Source organism: Microbacterium sp. Beta (assembly GCF_005502545.1).
GTDB classification, from domain to species: domain Bacteria; phylum Actinomycetota; class Actinomycetes; order Actinomycetales; family Microbacteriaceae; genus Microbacterium; species Microbacterium oxydans.
Genome location: NZ_SCOG01000023.1, coordinates 17119 through 37493 on the forward strand (window position 1 = coordinate 17119; position 20375 = coordinate 37493).

25 protein-coding genes and 1 pseudogene are annotated in these 20375 nt (G+C 62.3%); 8 read left to right on the plus strand and 18 right to left on the minus strand.

All coding sequences use genetic code 11. The features are described 5' to 3' along the window. Positions 1–1237 precede the first annotated feature (1237 nt). Positions 1238–1639 (minus strand): hypothetical protein, encoded by a 402-nt coding sequence (locus FFS56_RS16750; RefSeq protein WP_046747422.1) that lies wholly within the window; start codon positions 1637–1639, stop codon positions 1238–1240. Between the two features lie 165 nt (positions 1640–1804). Here FFS56_RS16750 and FFS56_RS16755 point away from each other — a divergent pair, with 165 nt between their 5' ends. After that, positions 1805–2134: a hypothetical protein gene (locus tag FFS56_RS16755; RefSeq protein WP_045264356.1), complete on the plus strand. Its 330-nt coding sequence runs from the start codon at positions 1805–1807 to the stop codon at positions 2132–2134. Here the strand turns inward: FFS56_RS16755 and FFS56_RS16760 are convergent. The 5 genes from FFS56_RS16760 to FFS56_RS16780 form a co-directional block, all read right to left on the minus strand. Beyond that, positions 2131–2406, minus strand: coding sequence for a hypothetical protein (locus FFS56_RS16760; RefSeq protein ID WP_127481599.1), 276 nt, complete (start codon positions 2404–2406; stop codon positions 2131–2133). The genes FFS56_RS16755 and FFS56_RS16760 overlap by 4 nt on opposite strands. A gap of 54 nt (positions 2407–2460) precedes the next feature. Beyond that, positions 2461–2799 (minus strand): ATP-dependent DNA ligase, encoded by a 339-nt coding sequence (locus FFS56_RS16765; protein WP_127481600.1) that lies wholly within the window; start codon positions 2797–2799, stop codon positions 2461–2463. Positions 2800–3099: 300 nt separating this feature from the next. Then, entirely contained in the window at positions 3100–3276 is a 177-nt protein-coding gene (locus tag FFS56_RS16770) for a CsbD family protein (protein WP_082066565.1), read from the minus strand. Positions 3277–3313: 37 nt separating this feature from the next. Further along, positions 3314–4075: a PRC and DUF2382 domain-containing protein gene (locus FFS56_RS16775; RefSeq protein ID WP_127481601.1), complete on the minus strand. Its 762-nt coding sequence runs from the start codon at positions 4073–4075 to the stop codon at positions 3314–3316. Between the two features lie 75 nt (positions 4076–4150). Beyond that, positions 4151–4813, minus strand: coding sequence for a hypothetical protein (locus FFS56_RS16780; RefSeq protein WP_206516654.1), 663 nt, complete (start codon positions 4811–4813; stop codon positions 4151–4153). 214 nt (positions 4814–5027) lie between these two features. Between FFS56_RS16780 and FFS56_RS16785 the strand changes: the two genes are divergently transcribed. The 4 genes from FFS56_RS16785 to FFS56_RS16800 all read left to right on the plus strand — a co-directional run bounded on the left by FFS56_RS16785 (position 5028) and on the right by FFS56_RS16800 (position 7846). Then, positions 5028–5735: a hypothetical protein gene (locus tag FFS56_RS16785; RefSeq protein ID WP_127481602.1), complete on the plus strand. Its 708-nt coding sequence runs from the start codon at positions 5028–5030 to the stop codon at positions 5733–5735. Beyond that, the gene (locus FFS56_RS16790) at positions 5713–6126 is read left to right on the plus strand and encodes a phage holin family protein (RefSeq protein WP_046746438.1); all 414 of its coding nucleotides are present in this window, start codon (positions 5713–5715) and stop codon (positions 6124–6126) included. The genes FFS56_RS16785 and FFS56_RS16790 overlap by 23 nt, the downstream gene beginning before the upstream one ends. Further along, positions 6123–6686, plus strand: a complete 564-nt coding sequence (locus FFS56_RS16795) for a DUF3618 domain-containing protein (protein WP_058631421.1) — start codon at positions 6123–6125, stop codon at positions 6684–6686. Before FFS56_RS16790 ends, FFS56_RS16795 begins: the two co-directional genes overlap by 4 nt. 62 nt (positions 6687–6748) lie before the next feature. Continuing rightward, positions 6749–7846, plus strand: coding sequence for a YihY/virulence factor BrkB family protein (locus FFS56_RS16800; RefSeq protein WP_127481603.1), 1098 nt, complete (start codon positions 6749–6751; stop codon positions 7844–7846). Between the two features lie 32 nt (positions 7847–7878). Here the strand turns inward: FFS56_RS16800 and FFS56_RS16805 are convergent, their stop codons facing one another. The 6 genes from FFS56_RS16805 to FFS56_RS16830 form a co-directional block, all read right to left on the minus strand. Continuing rightward, positions 7879–8595, minus strand: a complete 717-nt coding sequence (locus FFS56_RS16805) for a TetR/AcrR family transcriptional regulator C-terminal domain-containing protein (RefSeq protein ID WP_127481604.1) — start codon at positions 8593–8595, stop codon at positions 7879–7881. 218 nt (positions 8596–8813) lie between these two features. After that, positions 8814–9017, minus strand: coding sequence for a hypothetical protein (locus FFS56_RS16810; protein ID WP_127481605.1), 204 nt, complete (start codon positions 9015–9017; stop codon positions 8814–8816). A 436-nt stretch (positions 9018–9453) separates the two neighbouring features. Then, entirely contained in the window at positions 9454–10035 is a 582-nt protein-coding gene (locus FFS56_RS16815; protein ID WP_137772160.1) for a recombinase family protein, read from the minus strand. A 493-nt stretch (positions 10036–10528) separates the two neighbouring features. Then, entirely contained in the window at positions 10529–11707 is a 1179-nt protein-coding gene (locus tag FFS56_RS16820) for a DUF262 domain-containing protein (protein ID WP_137772161.1), read from the minus strand. Between the two features lie 122 nt (positions 11708–11829). Further along, positions 11830–12729 carry a hypothetical protein gene (locus FFS56_RS16825; RefSeq protein WP_137772180.1) on the minus strand — a complete coding sequence of 300 codons (900 nt, stop codon included), beginning with the start codon at positions 12727–12729 and terminating at the stop codon, positions 11830–11832. Further along, positions 12719–14395: an N-6 DNA methylase gene (locus FFS56_RS16830; protein WP_249352996.1), complete on the minus strand. Its 1677-nt coding sequence runs from the start codon at positions 14393–14395 to the stop codon at positions 12719–12721. Before FFS56_RS16830 ends, FFS56_RS16825 begins: the two co-directional genes overlap by 11 nt. Before the next feature lie 285 nt (positions 14396–14680). Between FFS56_RS16830 and FFS56_RS16835 the strand changes: the two genes are divergently transcribed. After that, a complete protein-coding gene (locus FFS56_RS16835; RefSeq protein WP_137772162.1) occupies positions 14681–14965 on the plus strand; it encodes a CRISPR-associated protein Cas2 in 285 nt (94 codons plus the stop codon). 96 nt (positions 14966–15061) lie between these two features. On the opposite strand, the gene FFS56_RS16840 is transcribed toward FFS56_RS16835, so the two are convergent. From FFS56_RS16840 to FFS56_RS16860, 5 genes are all read right to left on the minus strand, one after another. Continuing rightward, on the minus strand, positions 15062–15541 hold the full coding sequence (locus tag FFS56_RS16840; protein WP_137772163.1) for a hypothetical protein: 480 nt from the start codon (positions 15539–15541) through the stop codon (positions 15062–15064). A 111-nt stretch (positions 15542–15652) separates the two neighbouring features. Next, positions 15653–16195, minus strand: coding sequence for a hypothetical protein (locus FFS56_RS16845; RefSeq protein ID WP_137772164.1), 543 nt, complete (start codon positions 16193–16195; stop codon positions 15653–15655). Beyond that, entirely contained in the window at positions 16192–17088 is an 897-nt protein-coding gene (locus FFS56_RS16850) for an HAD family hydrolase (RefSeq protein WP_137772165.1), read from the minus strand. Before FFS56_RS16850 ends, FFS56_RS16845 begins: the two co-directional genes overlap by 4 nt. A gap of 114 nt (positions 17089–17202) precedes the next feature. Then, positions 17203–17502, minus strand: coding sequence for a hypothetical protein (locus tag FFS56_RS16855; RefSeq protein ID WP_137772166.1), 300 nt, complete (start codon positions 17500–17502; stop codon positions 17203–17205). Positions 17503–17538: 36 nt separating this feature from the next. After that, positions 17539–17823 carry a hypothetical protein gene (locus FFS56_RS16860; protein ID WP_137772167.1) on the minus strand — a complete coding sequence of 95 codons (285 nt, stop codon included), beginning with the start codon at positions 17821–17823 and terminating at the stop codon, positions 17539–17541. 999 nt (positions 17824–18822) lie between these two features. Here FFS56_RS16860 and FFS56_RS20880 point away from each other — a divergent pair. Further along, a pseudogene (locus tag FFS56_RS20880) lies at positions 18823–18944 on the plus strand (AAA family ATPase); the annotation flags it as partial. A gap of 104 nt (positions 18945–19048) precedes the next feature. Further along, positions 19049–19384 carry a hypothetical protein gene (locus FFS56_RS16865; RefSeq protein ID WP_067117672.1) on the plus strand — a complete coding sequence of 112 codons (336 nt, stop codon included), beginning with the start codon at positions 19049–19051 and terminating at the stop codon, positions 19382–19384. Positions 19385–19479: 95 nt separating this feature from the next. Here FFS56_RS16865 and FFS56_RS16870 read toward each other — a convergent pair whose 3' ends face one another. Then, on the minus strand, positions 19480–20367 hold the full coding sequence (locus FFS56_RS16870; protein ID WP_067117675.1) for a hypothetical protein: 888 nt from the start codon (positions 20365–20367) through the stop codon (positions 19480–19482). Between the last annotated feature and the right edge of the window lie 8 nt (positions 20368–20375).

The window sequence follows — 20375 nt, forward strand, 5'->3', positions numbered from 1 at the left end:
CGCAAGTTTCGCTTGCCTCCGGTCGCGACACGATTCGCGGACGTGCGTCCAAGCTGTCCCCGACGAAGATGCGATCCTCAACCCGGGGGAGGGGGTGGGGCTATTTGCCACACCTAATCCAAGGGCCTGCGGCGGAGGCGGCCGCGGGCGGCCCCCGTTCGCGGCGTGCGCCTTGCAAACGGAAAGCAACCGACGCGTCTCGGCTTGTGCTCGCGACAGGTGCTGGGGCTCCCGCACAGCTGGGTGTGCTCGGTATCGTCGTGCCGGATGTGACCGTTCCGGCCTGCATAGTCGTCACGGACCCGCTCCCTGTCCCCATCCGTACCGTGCTGAACACGCTGCGCGTCGCCACCCGCCCGATGCTTGACGGAGGCATGTCGCTCGTCGCGGGGTGGGTACGAGCGATCAATCGTCATCGGCATGGACGGTGCGCTCGTGGTGCCGAGGGAAAGCATCGCCGGGACTGCTCGCCAAGGCATCGGAGGTGCTCAGGCAGGTCCACTCGATAGGACACCGATCGAGATAGTGCAGGAATCGGTCGGCGATTCGAAGATGTCATGGCGACCACCGTGCACCCAGATGCCCTGTTCTTCTTCCTCTGGTATCAGCCCGTCATGAGCCTGATGTGTCGCTATCGCGGAGAAACGTCGCGACGGCATTGAGTGTGCGCGAATCGGACATGGTGCGGATATGGTCTACCCCGGGTATCTCGATGAGCCTCGTGTTCGACACGAACTGAACGAGCTGTCGGCTGCTCTTCAAGCTCGGAGGGTCATCAAGGCCGGCGACGAGGAGAAGTGGTGCAGTGATTCGTTTGAGGTCGCCCGCCGCCATCGTTGATGATTGTTCGAGTGCGCGGACCAGTGCTCCGAAAGTGCGGCAGGATCGGTGCGTCCGATGGCGTGGGTCGTAGCCGGGTCGATCGATCCGTTCGCGGAGTGCCACGCGTTTAAGAATGCGGCCATGCCCTGCTCTCGGAGAACGTTCCCGCAGCCGGTGAAAAATACCTGATCCGCTATTCCAGCCATCGATGTGCGGCAGCCCCCTAGGCGCTCACGGTGGCGGACCCTGCCGCAAACGATCATTTACGGCGCGATCTAGTGCCTGCCTAGGAGTTCCCGTCACAAACGTTCGCCGCAACCGCCAAACGACAAGGGCTTTCGGCTGATCTCGGACTGTCCCGCTCGTCTCTGCCCCGTCCGGGGTATGAGGTGACGTTGGTAGACAGTTTGGACGGTTACCAGGCGTAGACGTTCTCGGAGATCTTGACCGCCCCTTCCGGTGCTTGAACTCCGTCGACCACGACTTGGTACTTGCCTGCCAGACCGTCGACCCCGACCGTGCCGCCACCGCAGCCCACCACCCACTCATCCTTGCCTGCGTCCGCGACAAGACAAACGGTTGAGTTTTCGAGGCCGCGAGCGAGCCAGAGCGAAGTGCCCGCATGCTCCCCGACGTAGCGACTCGTCGATACGTCGACGTCGTCATACGCATAGTCCGTGAGTTCCGGCAACTCATCGCGGCTTTCTCTCTCCCCTTGAAGGTCCGAGAATCCGACCAGGTCAGTACTGCAGCCAGAGAGAAGCGTGATCGACGCGAGAACCAGAGCTGTCGCAGAAGCGTAACGGAGGCGAGGCATGGCCCCCATCTTGGCTCACCACAAACAAGAGCACCACAGGTCGACCGCCAGGCAGCCGATAACGATCGTTTCCGGCGCGGGCATGACCGGAGGGCGCGGGTCCTGCCGTTAGCAGCAGCCGAAACTAGATCTTAGGGGTGGGTCCGGGTCGCTAGGGTGGTTCTCATGGCCAGTCTTGTGTACGGGGATGGCGTGGATCCGATTCATATTGAGGATCGGGCGCTCGCGCATCTGAAGATCGTTATTGCGACGAAGTTGCGTCGTAATGAGAGCTTCACGTTGTCGTGGAAGCATCCCGAGGGTGATCCGGGTGGGCGTTCGACGATCTGGATTCATCCGTCGATTCCGCTGCGGTTCACTTTCGATGAAGTTGAGCCGCCGCCGATCAGTCTCAGGTGGGTCGAGCAGCTAATGCACACCGCGAATTCGTCGGGCGGGATCACGCTCGTCGACGAAGTGCTGGATGCCCCTGAGATCGAAGCTGCTGCAGACTAGAGCAGATCCCAGCTGCCGGACAGGCCGAGTGTCAACACTGCCTGGTCGGAATCCAGTGTCACTTCTTCCTCGGTGATGATCACGTGACTGGAGGGCGTGACCAGGGAACGGACGAGTCGATCTCCTGCATCTTTGAAGCGCACGATTCTTCCTGTGCTGGCGGCGGCCACTTCTAGGTCGTCGCACAGCTGTTCCGCGTCCTGTGTCGGGGAGAGGACGAAACTTGCCCCGTCGATGGTGACAAGCGTCTGAAGTGCGGTGCGCTCGCTCATCCGACCAGGGTAGGAGCCGGGTGGGTGGGATCCTAAGGGGCTTGCGTGAACAGGTCAGGCTGATGCATTATCCAGATCGCGTTCGAGGCGAGTGCCCCCGGCGGGTTCGGGGGTGAGGTACAGGCCCGTGGGCGAGCTGGCGGTGAAGGCGAGAGCGTCGACCCACGCCCGATTGATTGCCGGTTGCCGGCTGCCGAAGTATTTGTACACCAGTGAACTCCCGGCATGGACCCACACGGTTGTCCGTCCACCGCCCGTACTGGCATCTTCTTTCCATGTGAACGCGAAGGGCTCACCGCGGCGGAGCTTTGCCGAGATGACGAGCTGTAGATGGCTGAGTGCCCGATCTTCGATGTCGACCTTCAGTCCGCCTTCGTAGATGAACTTTCCCATGCCGTGCACTCCTCGGTCTTATCGCCACGGACCATGCCAGCAGGGGGAATGAAGGGATCGTCGTGACGTGAAACTTCATTGTCTCACCGATCCTTGGCGGCCTGCCTCCGCGTCTGACCGTGACGTTCATCGACGGGCAGGTGTGCTTCGGTGCGCCATCAACCGTGACATTCCTGGCGCCCGGATACGCGTCAGATCTGCATTCGAATCGGAACCGCGAGCATCCGGTACGGAGCACTCGCAGAGAAGTATCCGGTGCCCGCGGGGGCGTGGGCACCGGATACGAGGGAGCGAGATTTGTTAGTTGTCGGACAGAGCGTCCTTGACGTTCTCGCCAGCCTTCTTCGCGCTGGCCTTGGCCTGGTCGGCGTGACCGTCGGCTGTGGTCGACTTGTCGTTGGTTGCTTTGCCGACAGATTCCTTGGCTTTGCCTTTCAGATCTTCGGCAGTGTTCTTGATGTCATCTCCGATACCCATCGGATTCTCCTTTCAGCGGGCTGACAACGGGGAGTTGTCAGCGGTCGGTGGGGGTGTCGCCCTCGAGCTCGATCTCTTCCTTGCGGACCTCTGCGCTGACCTGCTCAGTGTCGGTCTTGGTTTCTGTGCCGATGCGGACACGCTCGACCGGGACCGTTTCCTTTTCGACCACGGGGCGCTCCTCCGTGAGGACGACCTCGTGCTCTTCCTCGCTGATGTCCGGACCATCTAGCGCGTCGCCGACGTTCGCCTCCGTGATGGGTTCACGCTCGAGACGAACCTCTTCGTGGCTGACGGGGACCGTGACAGTCTCCTCCTCGGTGACCACGTACTTGCGGAGGCGGGCTCGACCGGTCTCGACGCGCTCCGTGCCGACGTGCAGCTGTTCCTCGGACCGCGTCATCGCGTCGTCGGTCGTCGGACCGGAGGTGTCGTATCCGTCGGTCGATGCCACATCCCGGTCCGCGGGTGCGTTGTCGACGGGAGCGGCGCCGGTTCCGTAGTAGGTGTACAGCTCGTCCTGTTCGTTGTCGGTGAGGTCGGTGCCATCATCGATGCGAGGTGCGTCTTTGACGAAGTCTTTCCCGTACGGGACTCGAAGATCTCCGTCGACGGCGTCGGCCTGGTCCAGGGGCACGAACGATTCCGAGGTTCCGAACAAGCCCGTAGCTACGGTGGCCCAGTTCGGTCGACCGCTGGTGGGGTCAACGAAGATCTGGCCGACCTTTCCAATCTTGTTGCCGTCAAAGTCAGTGACGGTGGCTCCGATGAGGCTGGCGATGTTCTGTTCGCTGATCATGAGTGGTGCCCTTCGTTTCTGTCGTGCGGTGGATGGTTGGGGAATGTGTTGCGTCGGGAGCGTTGATCGCGAGGGTTAGCGGCCGAGTCCCACACGGTCGACCCTGCGGTGGTATCGCATCCCCGCCAGGCCTCCGAGGATCGCTCCGATCAGGGCAACAATGGCGGCGCCGACCGCGGTGAGGATGCCGGTGAGGGTGGCAGTCTCCGGGGTCACGGGAATCCGCGGGAAGCTCTGCAGGTTCGCGAGAATGTCCCACTGGGAACCGGCTATCGCGGTGACGATGGCGAGAATGATCGCGATCACGATCGCCCACAGCCACACCGCGATGCCCTGTTTGGCTCCACTGAATCGGGCCATTCGTCCGGCGACATAGCCTCCGGCGAAATAGGCGATGAGCAGGACGAGTCCGATCGCAATGGCGCTGATGATGCCGGTCGCGCCGACGTTCTCTGTCGCGGCGTCCGCGGCCTCTTCCGGGGTGGTGCCGTTGCCGAGCCCGATAGCGGCGCCGATCGCGGCGACCAGCGCGGTCAAGAGCACGGTGGTGCCCATCGCGGTCAGCCACCCGAAGAACGCAGAGCCGAACTTGAACCCGCCAAATTCTGCTTTCTCACGCTCGTGGACATCGGTGCGGAGAGTGTGATCCGCATCGACGGGAACCGCAGCGTGGGGGGAGTCTCTGTCGTACACGGGTGCTCCCGGCTCCCGGGGCTCAGGGGAATCGTTGCTGTTCATACGGCGAAAGTAAGCCGAAGGAACAGAGTGTAGGAGGTGGTTGTCTCGATGGCTTGAGGCGCGTACTGTATGCGAACTTACAAAGTAAGTCTGTGTCTGATCCCGGACTAGATACACCGTAAGTCTGCTCGGAACAAGGGTCCTGGCGAAGAAGGGGGAGTAGGTCTAAAACGGGTTCCACCGACTGTTCGGTCGGTCCGCGAGAGGAGCACTAATGTCGGACAACTATGAGACGACCAGCCCGAGCGGCTCGGGCGTGAACACCCCCGGTTCTTCGGGCAAGGTGGACGCTGCCAAGCAGGAAGCCGCCGACCTGAAAGACACGGCGGCGACGCAGGCGAAGGACGTTCTTGGCACGGCCAAGGATGAGGCTGCGACCGTCGTAGGGGAGGCGAAGACGCAGGCGAAGGATCTGTACGCGCAGACCCAGCGGGAGTTGTCGGAGCAGGCACACACCCAGCAGCAGCGTCTGGCCGGCGGCCTTCGCTCTGTGAGCAACGAGCTCGGCTCCATGGCCACCAACTCGGAAGGCAGTGGCGTCGCCAGCGATCTGGTCCAGCAGGTGTCGGGCCGTTTGTCTGCTGCCGCGACCTGGCTCGGCGACCGGGACCCTGGTTCCGTGCTCACGGAGGTCAAGCGCTACGCGCGTCGTAAGCCCGGCACCTTCATCCTCGCCGCAGCGATCGGCGGCATCGTTGTGGGACGCCTCACCCGCGCTCTCGCCGCGAACGCCTCCGACGAGAAGGACGCCGCCCCAACGCCTGCTCCCGCGCCGGCACCTCGACAGGTCCACCCAGACCCGTCCGTGCCCGTCCCGGTGGGCAACGACACGGGCACCGGGACACCCCTCTACTCGCAGGCGGACGCAAGCCGTCCGGACATTCTGGGGGAGGACGGCTATGACCGACCCCACACCGTCTGAAGCGAAGGCCGCATCGACCTCGATCGGAGATCTGCTCGGAGAAGTGTCCCGTGACATTTCGACGCTGATGCGCCAGGAGGTCGCCCTCGCTAAAGCAGAGTTGAAGGACTCGGCCACGAAGTCCGCCAAGGGTGCGGGCCTGATGGGTGCAGCCGGCTACGGCGCACTGATGGCGGTGTTCTTCCTGTCCGTCGCGCTGTGGTGGGCTCTGGGAACGCTGATGGGCGGCGGCTGGTCCGGCGTTGTCGTCGCGGTCCTGTGGGCAGTCATCGCCCTGATCCTGTTCCTGGTCGGGCGCAGCCAGATCAAGCAAGTGAAGGGCGTCCCGCAGACCGTGGACACCCTCAAAGAGATCCCCGAAACGCTGAAGAGAAATGAGGAGAACCGATGAGCGATTCACCCGACGAGATCCGTGCCGACATCGAGCGGACCCGCCAAGACCTCGGCATGGACGTTGACGCCCTGGCCGACAAGGTCTCCCCGTCGAAGATCGTGGACCGACAGCTCGGCAAGGTGCGCGGTGCGTTCACCTCCGTGCGCGAGCGCGTGATGGGCGCCGCGGACGACGCCGGCTCATCACTGTCGGATGCGGGCTCTCACGCGGGAGAGCTGAAGGACCGGGCGGTCGCGAAAGCGGAAGGGAACCCGCTCGCTGTCGGACTGATCGCCTTCGGCGCCGGCCTGCTCGCGGCGTCGCTCATCCCCGCATCATCGAAGGAAAAGGACCTCGCCGCTACCGTGAAGGAGCAGGCACAGCCTCTCGTTGACGAGGTCACCGATGCGGCGAAGGAAGTCGGCGAGCATCTGAAGGAGCCGTTGCAGGCGTCCGTCGAATCCGTGAAGGCGTCCGCCCAGGACTCCGTCGCCACAGTCAAGGACGAAGCCCAAGGCGCGGTCGGCGACGTGAAAGACCAGGCTCAGCACGCTCGCGAGAACATCTCCGACAGCTGACCCCGCACGAATCGGGCGGGCCCGTCACACGACGGGCCCGCCCCTTCACGAAGGAACCTGCAATGACCAGCACAGCCCCCTCCACCCCGCGCAACGCCCCAGATCCCGAAGCATCAGGCAAGCCCGATTCCCCAGACGATCTGCACAAGAGGTCCTGGAAGTACGTGTTGCGCAAGACGATCCGCGAGTTCTCCTCGGACCAGTGCACGGACATCGCTGCGTCGCTGACGTACTACGCGGTGCTGTCGCTCTTCCCTGGCCTGATTGCGATCTTCTCGCTGCTGGGTGTCTTTGGGCAGGGAAAAGCCGCCAGCGATGCGGTGCTGGGAATCATCGAGCAGGTCGCTCCCGGCGACACGGTTGACACGATCCGCGGGCCGATCGAGCAGATCGCGGAATCCCCCGGTGCCGGATTTGCCCTCGTCACCGGCATCCTGCTGGCCATCTGGTCAGCATCCGGGTACGTGGGAGCGTTCAGCCGTGCGATGAACCGGATCTACGAGATCGAAGAGGGCCGGCCGTTCTGGAAGCTGAAGCCCGCCCAGCTGCTGGTCACCGTCATCACCATAGTGCTGCTCGTGATCGCCGCGATCATTCTTGTCGTCTCCGGCTCGGTCACCAAGGCGATCGGCGACGCACTCGGCATCGGCGACGTACCCCAGACGATCTGGTCCATCGCCAAGTGGCCGTTGCTCATATTCATCGTGGTGTTGGTCGTCGCGATCCTCTACTACGCCACCCCAAACGCGAAGCAGCCGAAATTCCGGTGGATCAGCATGGGCGCCCTGCTGGCAATCATTGTGCTCGCCTTCGCCACCGCAGCCTTCGGGTTCTACGTCGGCAACTTCTCCAACTACGACCGCACCTACGGCTCCCTCGCGGGAATCATCATCTTCCTGCTCTGGCTGTGGATCGCCAACCTCGCCCTGCTGTTCGGGGCAGAGTTCGACGCTGAGCTCGAGCGCGGCCGCCAACTGCAGGCCGGCATCGCAGCGGAGGAGGACATCCAGCTCCCGCCACGCGACACGCGCAAGAGCGACAAGGCCGCCGCAAAGGAGCAGGAGGATGTCGAGAAGGGCCGAGAGATCCGACAGAACGTGGACCCGGACGATGACACAGCCGAGGACACCACCACTCGAGGAACGCCTCGGAAACGCTGACGTCTGCCCGGCCTTGGGCGCTCACGTCATGTCTATTGGGTCAGCTCTCGGGCGAGACGGTCGAGGAGTACTTCTAGCGATACCTCGAACTCTTCGTCGGAGCGATCCTCGCTCAGAAGAGCCCGTAGCCGCAGGACCTCCGGCGCGTCCTGCAAGCTGATGCTGCCGTCGCGCTCGGGAATATCCGCGCCTCCTTCGTCCAGCGGTTCTTCCACCGGGCCCGTCTCAGCCCCCCGGACCGCGGACTCCAGCAAGAGTTGACCCAGTAGGAAACTACTGAAGGCACGGTACGCATCCACCGCTTGAGCGTCGGTGAACCCATGCCCCAAGAGGGCGCTGAGGAACGTGTTCACCACCTCGACGCTACGAAGCGGCGGGCGCAGCCAAGGGGCCGCGGGATGACGGGTCGCCACCAACGGAAACGCCTGCGGATGATCGATCGCGATCTGACGCACCTTATGTGCGACATCCTGCAGAAAGCCTTGCCAATGCTCTGTCAACTCGTCATCCAGGTCCGATGTCAACTGGCCGAGGAGCAGGGCGATCACACCCTCGAGTAGATCCTCACGCCCGTGCACGTACCGGTAGAGAGACATCGCCTCCACGCCCAACTCCTGAGCGAGCGAACGCATCGAGAGCCCCTGCGCACCTGAGCGATCAATCTGGTCCAGAGCAGTCTCGATAATGAGTTCGCGGCTCAGGCGGCCAGCCGATGACCCTCTGGACTCCCGGCTGGATTCCTTTGACATGACGTGCCATCCCTCCCACCGGTCAAAGCACGCACGCTATCCGTGAATGCGGATAGGACCGACCGATGTATGCCCACGGTAGACCCGCTTACGTTGTAAGCAGGGCTACCGACCCCCGCGCTGTCCGAGACTCGCCGCGCGACTCCGACCACTAGACGGGTTGAGCTCGATTGGCGGACCAGAGAGAGTGCTTCGGTCGTAGGCGATAGTCGGGAGCGTCAGTTGTCCCCGTCGGCGGCTTCGTCTTCTTCTGGGTTAAAGTGCGAAGGCGAGTCGGAGAGGCCTGCGGCTACCCCGTCGGGGTTCGTGGGGATGGTGTTGTCTTCCCCCAGGCCCCCGGGCTTGACTGTCCCATCGGAATCGTTGGTCGGAACATCGGTGTCGGAGTGCTCACGGCTCGAAGCATTGCTATCGTTCGTCATCGGCTTCTGCTTTCACTATGTCCTGTACTGCAAGAGACGGCAAGAATACCTCCTGCGACACGTTAGTTAGCACCCCACTGCCTATGAACCCAGGTCACGGTCGACCGAGGTTGGGAATTTCGCCACGCCTCAGCGTCAAGACGGTCTCACGACGCCGCGACTCAAGTCGGACGCTAGCGTCGACTGCTGCGCATGACCAGGTATCGGGACTAGGCCCGCGATGCTCCGGCCGTCGGGATAGTTGCCGACCGAAAACGATCGTTTTTGGTGGGCTGGTCGACGTCGACGGCTAGGCGCGCGACACGCCGAGGATCGATCCGCCGAAACCCTCTGCCGAAACCAAGACGCGCCGAAACCTCGGCAGCACCCTTTCCGGCGCGGTCGTAGAGCCGTTGCCGCAGACGCCTTCACGCGTCATGTCTCGGCTCAGATGGGATCAGTCGGCAAGAGCTCGAGACCGTCGGTAAAACGTTGCTCGAGACATGCCGAGGTCTCGAGCAACCTGGGCGGCAGGTTCGCCCGCTTCAACCAGGCGAACAGCACTGCGGATCTGACTGTCGGTGATGCGTTGTGGGCGGCCGCCGAGATCGTGACCGGCTGCTCGTCGCTTGGCAATGGAGTCGGTGACGCGTTCGCGCTTGATCTCGTGCTCCATCTGCGCGAGCGCGGCCATGATAGTGAAGAGCATCGAGCCCATCGGGGTGGATGTGTCGACGTCGCCGCCGCCCAGATTGAGAACTCGGAGGCCGGCGCCGCGGACGCGGAGCTCGTCCGCGAATGCGAGCATGTTCTGCGTCGACCGTCCGAGCCGGTCCAGGGTCGTGATGACCAACGTGTCACCCGGCTCAAGCGCGGCGATAGCGAGGTCGAACTGTGGCCGTGAGGCGCGAGCACCCGAAACCCCGCGGTCAACATAGAGATCGTCTCGCCGGATACCGGCGGCGAGTAGATCCACTTCTTGGCGATCGGTGGACTGCTGTCGCGTCGACACCCGCGCATACCCAATGAGCTTCGTCATGCCTGCCCGCTTCCTGTCTCAAAACTAATCTCGCGCACAGGTCCGAGAACCGGTGGTTACGAAACGTAGTTATGAGAATCTGATTGGCGCGAGATTACGCTCGCTTGTTCCGTGCGCGTCGAGTTGGGCGAGACGCCTCGTAAGGCTAGAGATACGAGACAGATACTTGTCGCGCCTCAAATGTCGTCCCTCAACCGTTACCTGAGCTATGCGACCTCGCAGGTTTGTTCCCTTCAGCGGCGGGGGCGGAGGGCAAGCAGCTTTTCGGAAAGATCGTCTCGGAACTGGGTTGATTCCGATGGATGAAGCTCAACCCAGAGCTCAGCATTCAGGGCACGGAGTACCCGCGACTTCCCGGCGCCGTTTCGTCCGCCCAGGATCGTGCAAGGAAGTGCGACGTCGATAAGCACTCCCGCGGCCGATACTGGCTCAGATGCTATTGATCTGAACCTCTTCTGTAGCTCGCCCCAGACGCCGGCCTCTGCTGCCTCCCTCACTTCGATGCCTCAGATGGGCTGAGTTCGCCCCAGCCCACGGATTCAATGAAGTCCGCGAAGAGCGTAGGAGCCTGATCAGGTTCCTCCGTCAAGCGCGTGAAAAGGAAGTCTGATTGCTTGAACGCGGGATATTTGAACACGATCTCTGTGAACAGGTGCAGGGACAGGTCGCGAATCAAGACGGATGAAACGTCAGTTACGCGGTAAGAGGCTCTATCGTCATAGAGCCGAAGGATCTCAGCAAGCGCTCTGCGCAGGTGAGCCTTCTCAGAGTCGAAGTCCCCGTTTCGCTGACGGGCTCGGTCCGCCTCGAATCGGCCGAGCAACCCTTCGGGTAGCTCTCCGAGTCGAGCGGGTGCCCAATCGCAATAAATGAGCCACGTTTGGAGTGTGCCCTTATTGAACCGAACTCGCTGGTCTTCGTCGTTTGCCCGGGCGATCTGAGCGAGGAGGCGCCTCCCGGACTCTCGGACTGCGCTGATGGTTGCATCGCTGAATCCCTCGTCGCGGCGGTAGTAGTGCTCCACGACGTTGTTGTTGATGTGAGTGGTGAGAGTCCCGAGCTCAATGGCTACGCAGGTCCGAGCGACGATGTCGTCATAGGCGAGACGACCGTTGCCGAAACCGATCTTCGATCTATCTAGCAGGCCATCGGCCGTCAACTGCCCCACGAGTATCTTCACCTGGTCGCGCGCATCTCCTCGGAGCGCATTTCGCTTCTCTGGCGGCGTCAGGTTGTATGCCTGATTGAGCCGGAAAAAAAGCTCGTTCGGCTCGTCGGGTTTGTAGTCCGTGAGCGTGATGGTCTGCACGACGAATCGGTTGACCGCTTTGCGCACTGAGTCTGGCAACTGCGAGTAGCGCAGCCCATGTAACTCTTGGATCTTGGAATCGTGAGGCTCGATAAAGCCGTCGATCCTGACTTTGTCATCGAAGAAGTCCCGAATGCCAGCGAGGCGTTGCTGGCCGTCGAGGACCTCTTCGTCGCCATTGTCGCTGCGTACGATGTGCACCGCAGGGACATACCAGCCGCGGAGGACCGTGTCGACCAGCCGTTGCCTGCGCTTCGAGTCCCAGACCTCTCCGCGCTGAAAGTCGGGCTGCAGATCGAGCTCGTTGCTTCGGATGCGAGAGATAAGTGTCTCGAGCTGGGGATCGGACTTGTCGATCTTCATAGTGGCCTCACCCTAGTGGAGCATGATTGCGTCTTCCAGCACTCTGGCCGACTACTAGAGATGTTGCTGATCTCGAATGGCAACGGCCGCCCTGGTGTTCTCGCCGGGTTCTCCGAGACTTGTCAGAAAAGGCCAGCGGTGCTGTCGTCTTCGGCCACGGGGATCTCGCGCCGTTCGTACTTGCTCCGCACTTCGACGTGGTGGGTAACCGAGGTTGCGGCGAGGATCTGCTCAATCATCTTCGTCATGAACTGCTCGGGGCGGACGTCTTCGGGCACGCGGTCAAGTTCGACACTCACCGTGGGGTCGTCGTCTGACCAGCTGACGAGTGCGAGGCCGGTGGCGGTGTAGCCGTTGCCGCCGCCGATGTCGCGGAGTTTGCGCATCATGTCAACGGTCTTCTCGAACGCATCAGGTTCTTGGGTGAGGATGGTGTCGCGTTGAACGAAGAAAAATCCGACGGCGGCAAGGGGGTAGCGGCTGCGGAGATTGCCGGCGTCGCCGTATGCCTCCTCAAACCGGTTGCTGAGGTTTTTCCCGAACGACGACACCATGGTCTTGGTGCTGAGGAGGAGTTCCGGGCCCCGATCCCATCGAGCGATCGCGACATCGACCTGTTTGTCGTACGCACGGCCAAGGATCTTCGCGTCCGTTGGGGCCACGATCGGCATCGCCATGAGCTTGGCTCGCACCTCGTCAGAGAGGACGCGTGGGAGCTTCTCAAGGAGTACGGAGATGTCGCGGGGCATGATGCGTGGTCGTGTTGCGCGGGGCCATACTTCGTCGGGGCCGAAGCCGGCGCGGCGGAGTTCGTGGGCAAGCCAAGAGTCGACGCCGTTGGCGAGAGCCCCGCTGGCCCATCCCTTGTTCGCGGCGACCGGGATGGTGAGGAGGCCTTCGGCAAGTGAGTAGTCCGGTGCGTATACAGGTTGCTGTCCAGGACCGTGCGTCCACGGTTCGCTGAGCGGCGCTGCAGCAAGAATGGCGTCAAATGGGGTGAATGAGTCTGGCTTAGCTATCATCGGCTCGGCCCCGTCCGCCACTACGTCCGCGGACCGTTCGGCGGGACGTTAGAGCCTGGTGATCTGCGCGAAGTGCATCCAGCTCGGGCGTCGACAGCACCCCCTGGAACAGGATCTCATCGACCAGTGCGACTGCGCCGAGAAGGTCCTTTCTCTGCAGGAGTCTCTGTACTCGCGGCTTCACCGCTGCAAGTGCCTCACGGTGCTTGGTGAGCATGGCGGGTGAGGGCATCCACCAGCGGTCTGCTTCACGCGGTTCGATCTTCAGGATCCCGCCGCCGTAGGAACGTCCGACAAGTTCTGCAGAAAGCAGCGTCATCGAGTTAAGCGACGCCACGGGGAGCGCCTCGCGGCCGATGTCCCGCAGCTCATCACGCAAGTAGACGCCGTGGATGCTGTTCAGATGGCGCGCTCCCGCAGCGTTCGTGGTCAGCCGTGCCGTGTCGGCATTCATGCAGGTGAGGAAGAGGTCCGGGGCGTCGAGGACCGGGACGCGCCACCAGGACTTCCTGACGCGGCATTTGTAGGCCTGGTCGACACCGGTGGCATGTCCAAACTCGATGTAACGCAGCGTGGCCTCTGCCGGGGTGCTGCTCGGCCAGAGCAGCCACGTGGGCTGGTCTCTTTGACCAAGGCGAGTCAGGCCGGAATCCGTGAGCGCAAGCCCGCGGAGGTGCGAGCTCCCCGGAGGGCTAATGCGGAGCAAGTCGCGCCGAGGGATGCCAAGTTCCCGGACACGCGCGGGTGAGAGCGCGAAGAACCGGTTCCCTCCGGTGACGGCTCCGAGGGTGGTGTCCCCGTACGTTTCCAGCGGCCCGAAGCTGTCATCTGCTGCGAGGCGTGACCTGACGGCCGTGGTCGCCTCGGACAGCGCCAGCGGTGTCCACCGGTCAGCGGTGTCGATTGGAGCCCAGGTAGTGCCGGATTCCAATTTCTCGAGCGTCGTGGCGTTGCGGGTTTGTCGCAGCGAGGCGTGGCCGGCAGGGGCTTGCTTCCACCCATCGGCTTTCACGAGCACCGTGTCCGCCTCTGCATCAGGGAACACTTGCTCGTCAAAGACGACGAGCTCGACACTGGCGAAGTTCTCCAGCAGGAATCGTCTGATCGGGGCGGCGTAGTTCACGCTCAACAGCTCTGCGGGAAGGACCAAGCCAAGCCGGCCACCAGGCTTAAGGAACCCTGCGGCGTGCGCCACGAACGCCGCCCAACTCGACGACAACCCCGTAAGCGCGACGCCTTGGTGCAGCGCTGCGAACCGGGCACGGTCCCGCTGATCACCCGTCCACTCCTGGTAACGGATAAATGGTGGGTTACCAATGATCGCGTCGAACGTCGGGGTGGCTTCGACGAGGAAGAAATCGCTGACCGTGATCTGTGCGCGGCCGCCGACCGCCGCGACGACAGCCTGTGCGGCGTGTGCGCTCGGTCCATGGATCTCGACACCATGCACGACTGGCTCGGTCCCGCCGAGCGCGATCAGATGCTTAACAGCTGCGGTCAGAAACGCGGCCTCACCTGCGCTGGGTTCGAGCACGGAGTCCGCGGAAGTTCGGATCGCCCACTGCGCGATGTGCTGCGTGATCCCGGCCGGGGTGAAGAACGCACCGCGGGCTTTTCGCGCCGTCGACGTGTCGAGCAGCGCGGGGAAATCAGAGTCACGGAACACAACATCACACTATGCGACAAGCCCCCGACATTCCCATCGCCAGGCGGCTACCCGCCTACATCCTTCCGGACCTGCGCAGCTCGAGACCGTGCCAGACAGGATGTCACAGTGACGGTGCCCATCTCATCGATCTAGTAGAGCGTTGGCACTAGAGCACCATCAGCTGACCCAGCCGCGAGGATGAACCCCGTCGGTGCTGATGTCCTGTCCCACGGGCCATTGTCGGAGGGCATGTATATGGTTTGGCCATCCGCGCCCTGAGGCGCACTACGAAAGGACAGCAGGATGGCGAACTACTTGGTCTCATACGACCTCGTCGGCCCCAAGCGGGATTACGACAAGATCACGAAACACATGCTCACCTATGCTCCGCGGATGAAGCCACTCGAGAGCGTGTGGATCGTGGGATCTAACAAGACCGCGGGCGAAGTGCGCGACGACGTCAAAAAGCATGTCGACACCAACGACATGGTGCTCGTGATTGAGGTTCGAGACCTCAGCTGGGGTACCTCCAACGTCGCCAAGGTTGTTACCGACGTGATGAAGAGCGTCCTCCGGCCGAAAAACTGAGAACCCTCGACCCGCAGGCGCCCTTATGGGTCCCGCGTACGCAGGTGTCTGCCTTGCGTCCTCTGACGTAGGACCCCTATCGGTTCTGCCCTCGGCTCAGCCCTCTAGGACGCTGACGGGCAGTCGCTCTTGCACGAGAACACCATTCACCCAAAGGTCGGCATAGGCGCTGTCGTGCGGCTCCGAGCCGAGCCCGACCTCGAAGAACTGGACCGACACCGACCCGGCCCCGACGATCACGTCGCCTGAGCGGCTCGGACCTCGCGCCGCGAGCACTAGTTCATGAACGTCAGCGACTACTTCTGGATCTTCCGTTCCAACGAAACGAACCGAGAACGTCCGTACAAAGCTGCCCCGGTTACCTGTGACGGCAACCGAGTAAACGAAGTCCTTCACGGGATGCGCTGAAACGGGCTCGCCCAGCTTCCAACTGACGTGCACTCCCGCAGCATCTCCGACAAGTTCCACCGACGTCACGCGCCGTGGCCGCACCACACCATCAATATGAGTCACGTCGTCAACATACGCTTTCCGGAGCGCCGCGGTGCCGAGGGGATCACGTGCGCCGAGAGCCACGAGTCCACCTTGGTTCGTGCCACTGACTCTCCTTGAAGGATCCGAGAAGTGTCTTCTCGGTGGTTCGTCGAACCGACAGATCACCGCCGATGGCCTCAGGAGTTTGCCCAATCACGGGGTAGGACTGACCATCGGGGCTGGCTGTAGCGTGCCACCTTGCCCAATCTCAAGTGTCAACAGCGCGATGCCGATGCCAACAAGACACAGTATGCAGACACCTGCTCCATAGAAGATGTTGAGCTTCTGAGTGGAGGTCATCTCCTCAAATGGTCCCCATCCCGTGCGACTCGCCTTAGTGATCTCGGTTGAGAGGCCAGCGTCGATCCCAAGCCGCTTCAACGATTCTTCGATCGGTGCGGCGGCGGCCTGCGCGCCTTTGAGCAGCCGGTGGTACCACACACCATCGGCGAACCAGAACAGTAACCAAATCGACAGTCCCAGCAACGGAACCAGTGCGCTGGGGTTGAAGCTGATCGAACCGAACGAGACATTCTCTGCGTTGAGGTACCCAAAGAAGGCAGCACCGAGCGTAAAGGTAAGCGCCGTGATGGCTAGGGACCTAATCCGCCAACCGATGTCGTTGAAATGCTGCTGCACCCCCACGACCGTCTTCCATAGGTCTATCGTCCGTTCTGACTCGGAGTCCTGGGTCATGTTCGCCTGCTCTCAGTTGGCCCGAAATCGAAAATACCCAAGAGCTCAGCGAAGCTCTCTCGCAACGCGTAGCGCGGTTCGGGTTGGACTCCAGGGCGCTCGTCCTGCTCTTTCCGCACCATCTCATCGGTCCAGTGCGACACACGCTGGAGCAGTTCGTACCGGGGGTCTCGGTGATTTACTCCGTACTCAGCCCAGACATCGAACGCACCGACGCGCTGCGCCATCTCTACGTCCTTTATTAGCGTGTCACCTACGTACACAGTCTCTTCGGGGGAGACCGCGTGGTCCGCCATGATCTGCTCGAGCACTGCAGGCGCCGGCTTGAGTATCCCAGTAGCCACATGCCGGTGCTGAGTGTGTGAGAGAGCATAGGCGTCGCCCGGGACATGCCGCATAGCCCTCGGCTCTAGACCGATCGGGGCATCATGGTCGGGCGAGGAGTAGTACTCGTCTAGCAACCCATCCAGCTTGTTGGTGATGATGCGCCAACGGGTCCAAAACTCCAGCGATTCGGTATAGGCAACGATGGTCGTTCCTCTCCCCTTAACATGCTCCAAGGTTTCCCGGACGCCGAGGCGGAGCCTGGTTCGCTTCAGCCGGGCTGCGTTCTGAGCATGGATAGAAGGATCGTAAAACTCCCGAACCGAACGACCTGCGGGCACCACGGACTCGAGGGTTTTCATCTCATCGATTAGCCACGAGTATTCTGACGTACCCCTCCGCTGGTGGATCGTTCGCATCTCAGCGATCAGGTCCTCTTCGGGCTGCCCCGATTGCTCCACCAGCCCATCAAGCAACGCTGAGAAGGACGCGTGCCAGGGATCGAACCAGTGCCAGATCGTGTCATCGAGGTCTACCACGAGCAGTCGAGCAGGGATCAATTCGAGCATGCACTCAGAGTAGAGCGACGCAGCGACATCGATACAGAAACTTACATAATAACGACTATCAGTGCGGGGGAGGGACGTGGATCACTCCTGTCAGCACCGCGCGAGACCTGAAGTTTAGTGGGAGAGCTGGTCAAGAATAAGTTCGCCCCGAGTGTTGAGCTGGTCCATCATGCGAGTGACTCGTTGCGGATCGACAGATGGCATCACGGCGTCGTCGAACGCGATAATCAACGGGATGCTCGGGTGCACCCAGATCGTGAGTCGACCATCGGCAGTCGTTGTATCTGCCAACCAAGTCATCATGAAGCTCTCTTGCCGTCGCAGTTTCGTCGCGATCACGATTTTCAGGTGGGCCAGAGTATCGTCATCGACTCCGATAGGTGGTCGGGCCGCGTTGTATTCGATTCGTCCCATAGACAGGACATTACGCTTACGGCGGTAGTTGTTCGCCTATGGGGCAACCGGCGGCGGCTGATGGGGGATCGGGGTCGGCCGCGTCGAGCGGTTCCGCGTCTCAAGCAGTCGGACGTTCTCGAGTACCTCGATCGGTGACATATATCGTGTTGCGGCGGGGATCTCGCGCATCCACATCACTTCGACCTCGTACTCGTCGACTTGATAGATACAGCCGACGGTTCGGCGAGGATCGTTTGCCTCGTATCGATGATCGAGGATCAACCATTCGTACTCCGCGACCTTGCGAAGATCGAACCGGGGATCGGGAAGTCCAGTCATGTCACCCTCCATCCGAAGGCAGTATCGATCTGGCTTGGCTGACGTGATAGCACCTTGACAGGAGAACTCAGGAGGTTATCTGAGTTGTTCGGATTCGGTGCTGCTCGTCGCATGGGGGAGTGCCGACCAGTTCGACATACTGGAGACCTATCGGTCGGCGGCATTAGACGGGGTGACGGTGAGCCGATTTTGGGGGTACAGTCCGAGGCAGAGCAGCCCCGGGTTGTGCCTGGGGCACCACGGTCGGGCCGCTCCGGTGAGGTTTTCTGCTCGATGGGTTGAGTCTCTGGCGGGCAGGGGCCTTGCTGTCGCCACCTCTAACTCTGCTGACCCAATGGGAGCGTCTGATTACTTCCGAGCAAGAATTACGAACCTTCAAGGTGGCGGTACTTCGTCAGTACGCCGCTGATGTTCGAGAGCGCGCAGAGACTACGGGTTCGGGTGAGCTCGCAGCAGTCGTCGCGGATCTCCTTGAGAGTCGTGCGGCCAGAATCGAAGCGGGTGAGCTCGACTACTCCTCGATTTCCGCGGAAGAATTCGGTGCAGATGCGGCAGGCGCGCGTCACACGGAACCCGGTACCTGTTAGCACCACCCAGCATCCAGGGCCCGAGAAGGTACTCGGGAGCCCAGGTGTGGTGGGGCTTCCGGACAGATTCTAGACGAACGTCAGACCGGTATATATACTTTTGGCTAGCGAGGAAGTCACCCGGTCTGGGGATGGGGTCTATCGGCTCCTCGCTCGGGGGCTTCCGCTCTGTCGGTGCGACTGGGGCGGTCGATGCGAGAGGGGGCCCCTCAATCCCACTGCCGCCTACTGCCGCGAGTGAACTTGACGAATGGGAGAGTCCCGAATCGCCCTAGGTTCGGTCCCATTGGATTCCCTGGTCGGCAAGGCAGGGTCGGTCGATCTTGGTCAGCGTGGTACACCGTTGAGGCGCTGTACTCGAGAGCTGCCAGCTCGACCCGTTCGCCACGTCAAGTACACCTTCGTCGCCCGCCTCGTCGAAGCCGCCGAGGTCAAGACAATGGCGTAGACCTTCGCGCGATATGCCGCGTCGACTTGCTCCTGATCGACGAGCTCGGCTACATGGAGCTAGACCGACGCGGAGCGAATGTTCTGACATAATTACGATTATCGGCTATTTCCCGAGCGTCGAGATTAGAACATACGAACTACCATAGCAAGGTACTCCGTGGACCGCTGTGGGAGGTGATCGTGCGCCGATGGGCACGAACAAGCGCTACCCGCACATGTCAATGCAACGGCTCGAAGAGAGCCAGCTGCGCGCGGCGCGCAAGCGCGGTCCGCTGCACTCCCTGACGCATGAACAACTGCGGCTCGACCGAAGTCCCGTGACCATCGTCCCGGAGCGGGAGAAGCTCTGGGGACTCGCCTGGCTGCGCTTCGGGGACACGGACGTGCAGTGCACCGTCCTGGTGCGGCGGTGGACGGCGGATGCCGTCGGGGTCGAACTCTCACTCGACGATGAGGTTCTACGGTGCTGGATCTGGCAAGGGGCGTGCCAGCGCATCAGCGAGCGGACAGAGGCCTGGACGTAGCCCGTTGTGATCGACTCATGGCGCGGTGGCGAGCGTCCCGGCACAGAATGGAGGGCGTGATCACCATGGTGATCACGCCCTCCATCGACCGTCGGTCAGCGAGTGAGTTCGGTGCCGGCTTTCACCTGGCGGGAGCGGTTCACGCGCGCCTTGGGCGCGCCCTTCTTCCGCCCCTCGTTCAGAGCCTGGTTCGCGGAGCGCGGGTAACCGCTGGCCGACTCAGCCCGGGCCTTGCCTGCCTGCGTCTTCGCCTCCTTCACCGCGGCGACGTCGGCGGTGAAGTCCTGGTGCTGTTCGGCCTCGAACAGGTCGGCCTGACGCTCCTCCTGGGCTCCATCAGCGCGGAGAGTGTCGGCGCGCTCTTCGTGCTCCTCGGCCGCGTCCAGGTGCTCTTGAGTCTCCTCAGCGGAGGCGCCGGTGGAGATCTCTTCCTCGGTAGCCTTCGTGCGCTCTTCCTCCGCGAGGGCGTCTTCACGGTGCGCTGCACGCCAGTCATCGATCGCGTTCGTGAGCGCGTTGTGCTGGTCGAGTGGGCTCGTGGGGTGCTTGGCCACGATCTCGTCCGTGTGGACGCCGTAGAGGTCGCGGATCCGCTCGCGCATGATGTCGCGGGCGTCGGCCGCGCGTGGGTCTCCGTCGAGCTGCTGGAGGAGGGAGAACTGCGTCGCCACACGGTTTCCGTCCGCTCCTGCCCACCATCCGTCGCGGCGCACCTGGTCGCGTGCAACGGTGATCGCCACATCGACCTGACGGTCCCCCGCGGCCTGCGCCCGCTCGAGGTGACGGGCCTGGTCGCGTTCCGCTCGTTCTGCCTCGACACGGGCGCGCTCTGCGAGACGTGCAGCGCCTTCGTCGAGCTCGCGGGACTGGCGCGCCTTCTCGGCGCTCTTCGCTGCGATGCGCTCGCCTACCTGGCCGAGCGACATGAGACCGGCACGAATGGCTTGGTCGCCGGCCTGGAAAATCTCTTCCTGTTCGTTCATGGTGTCCC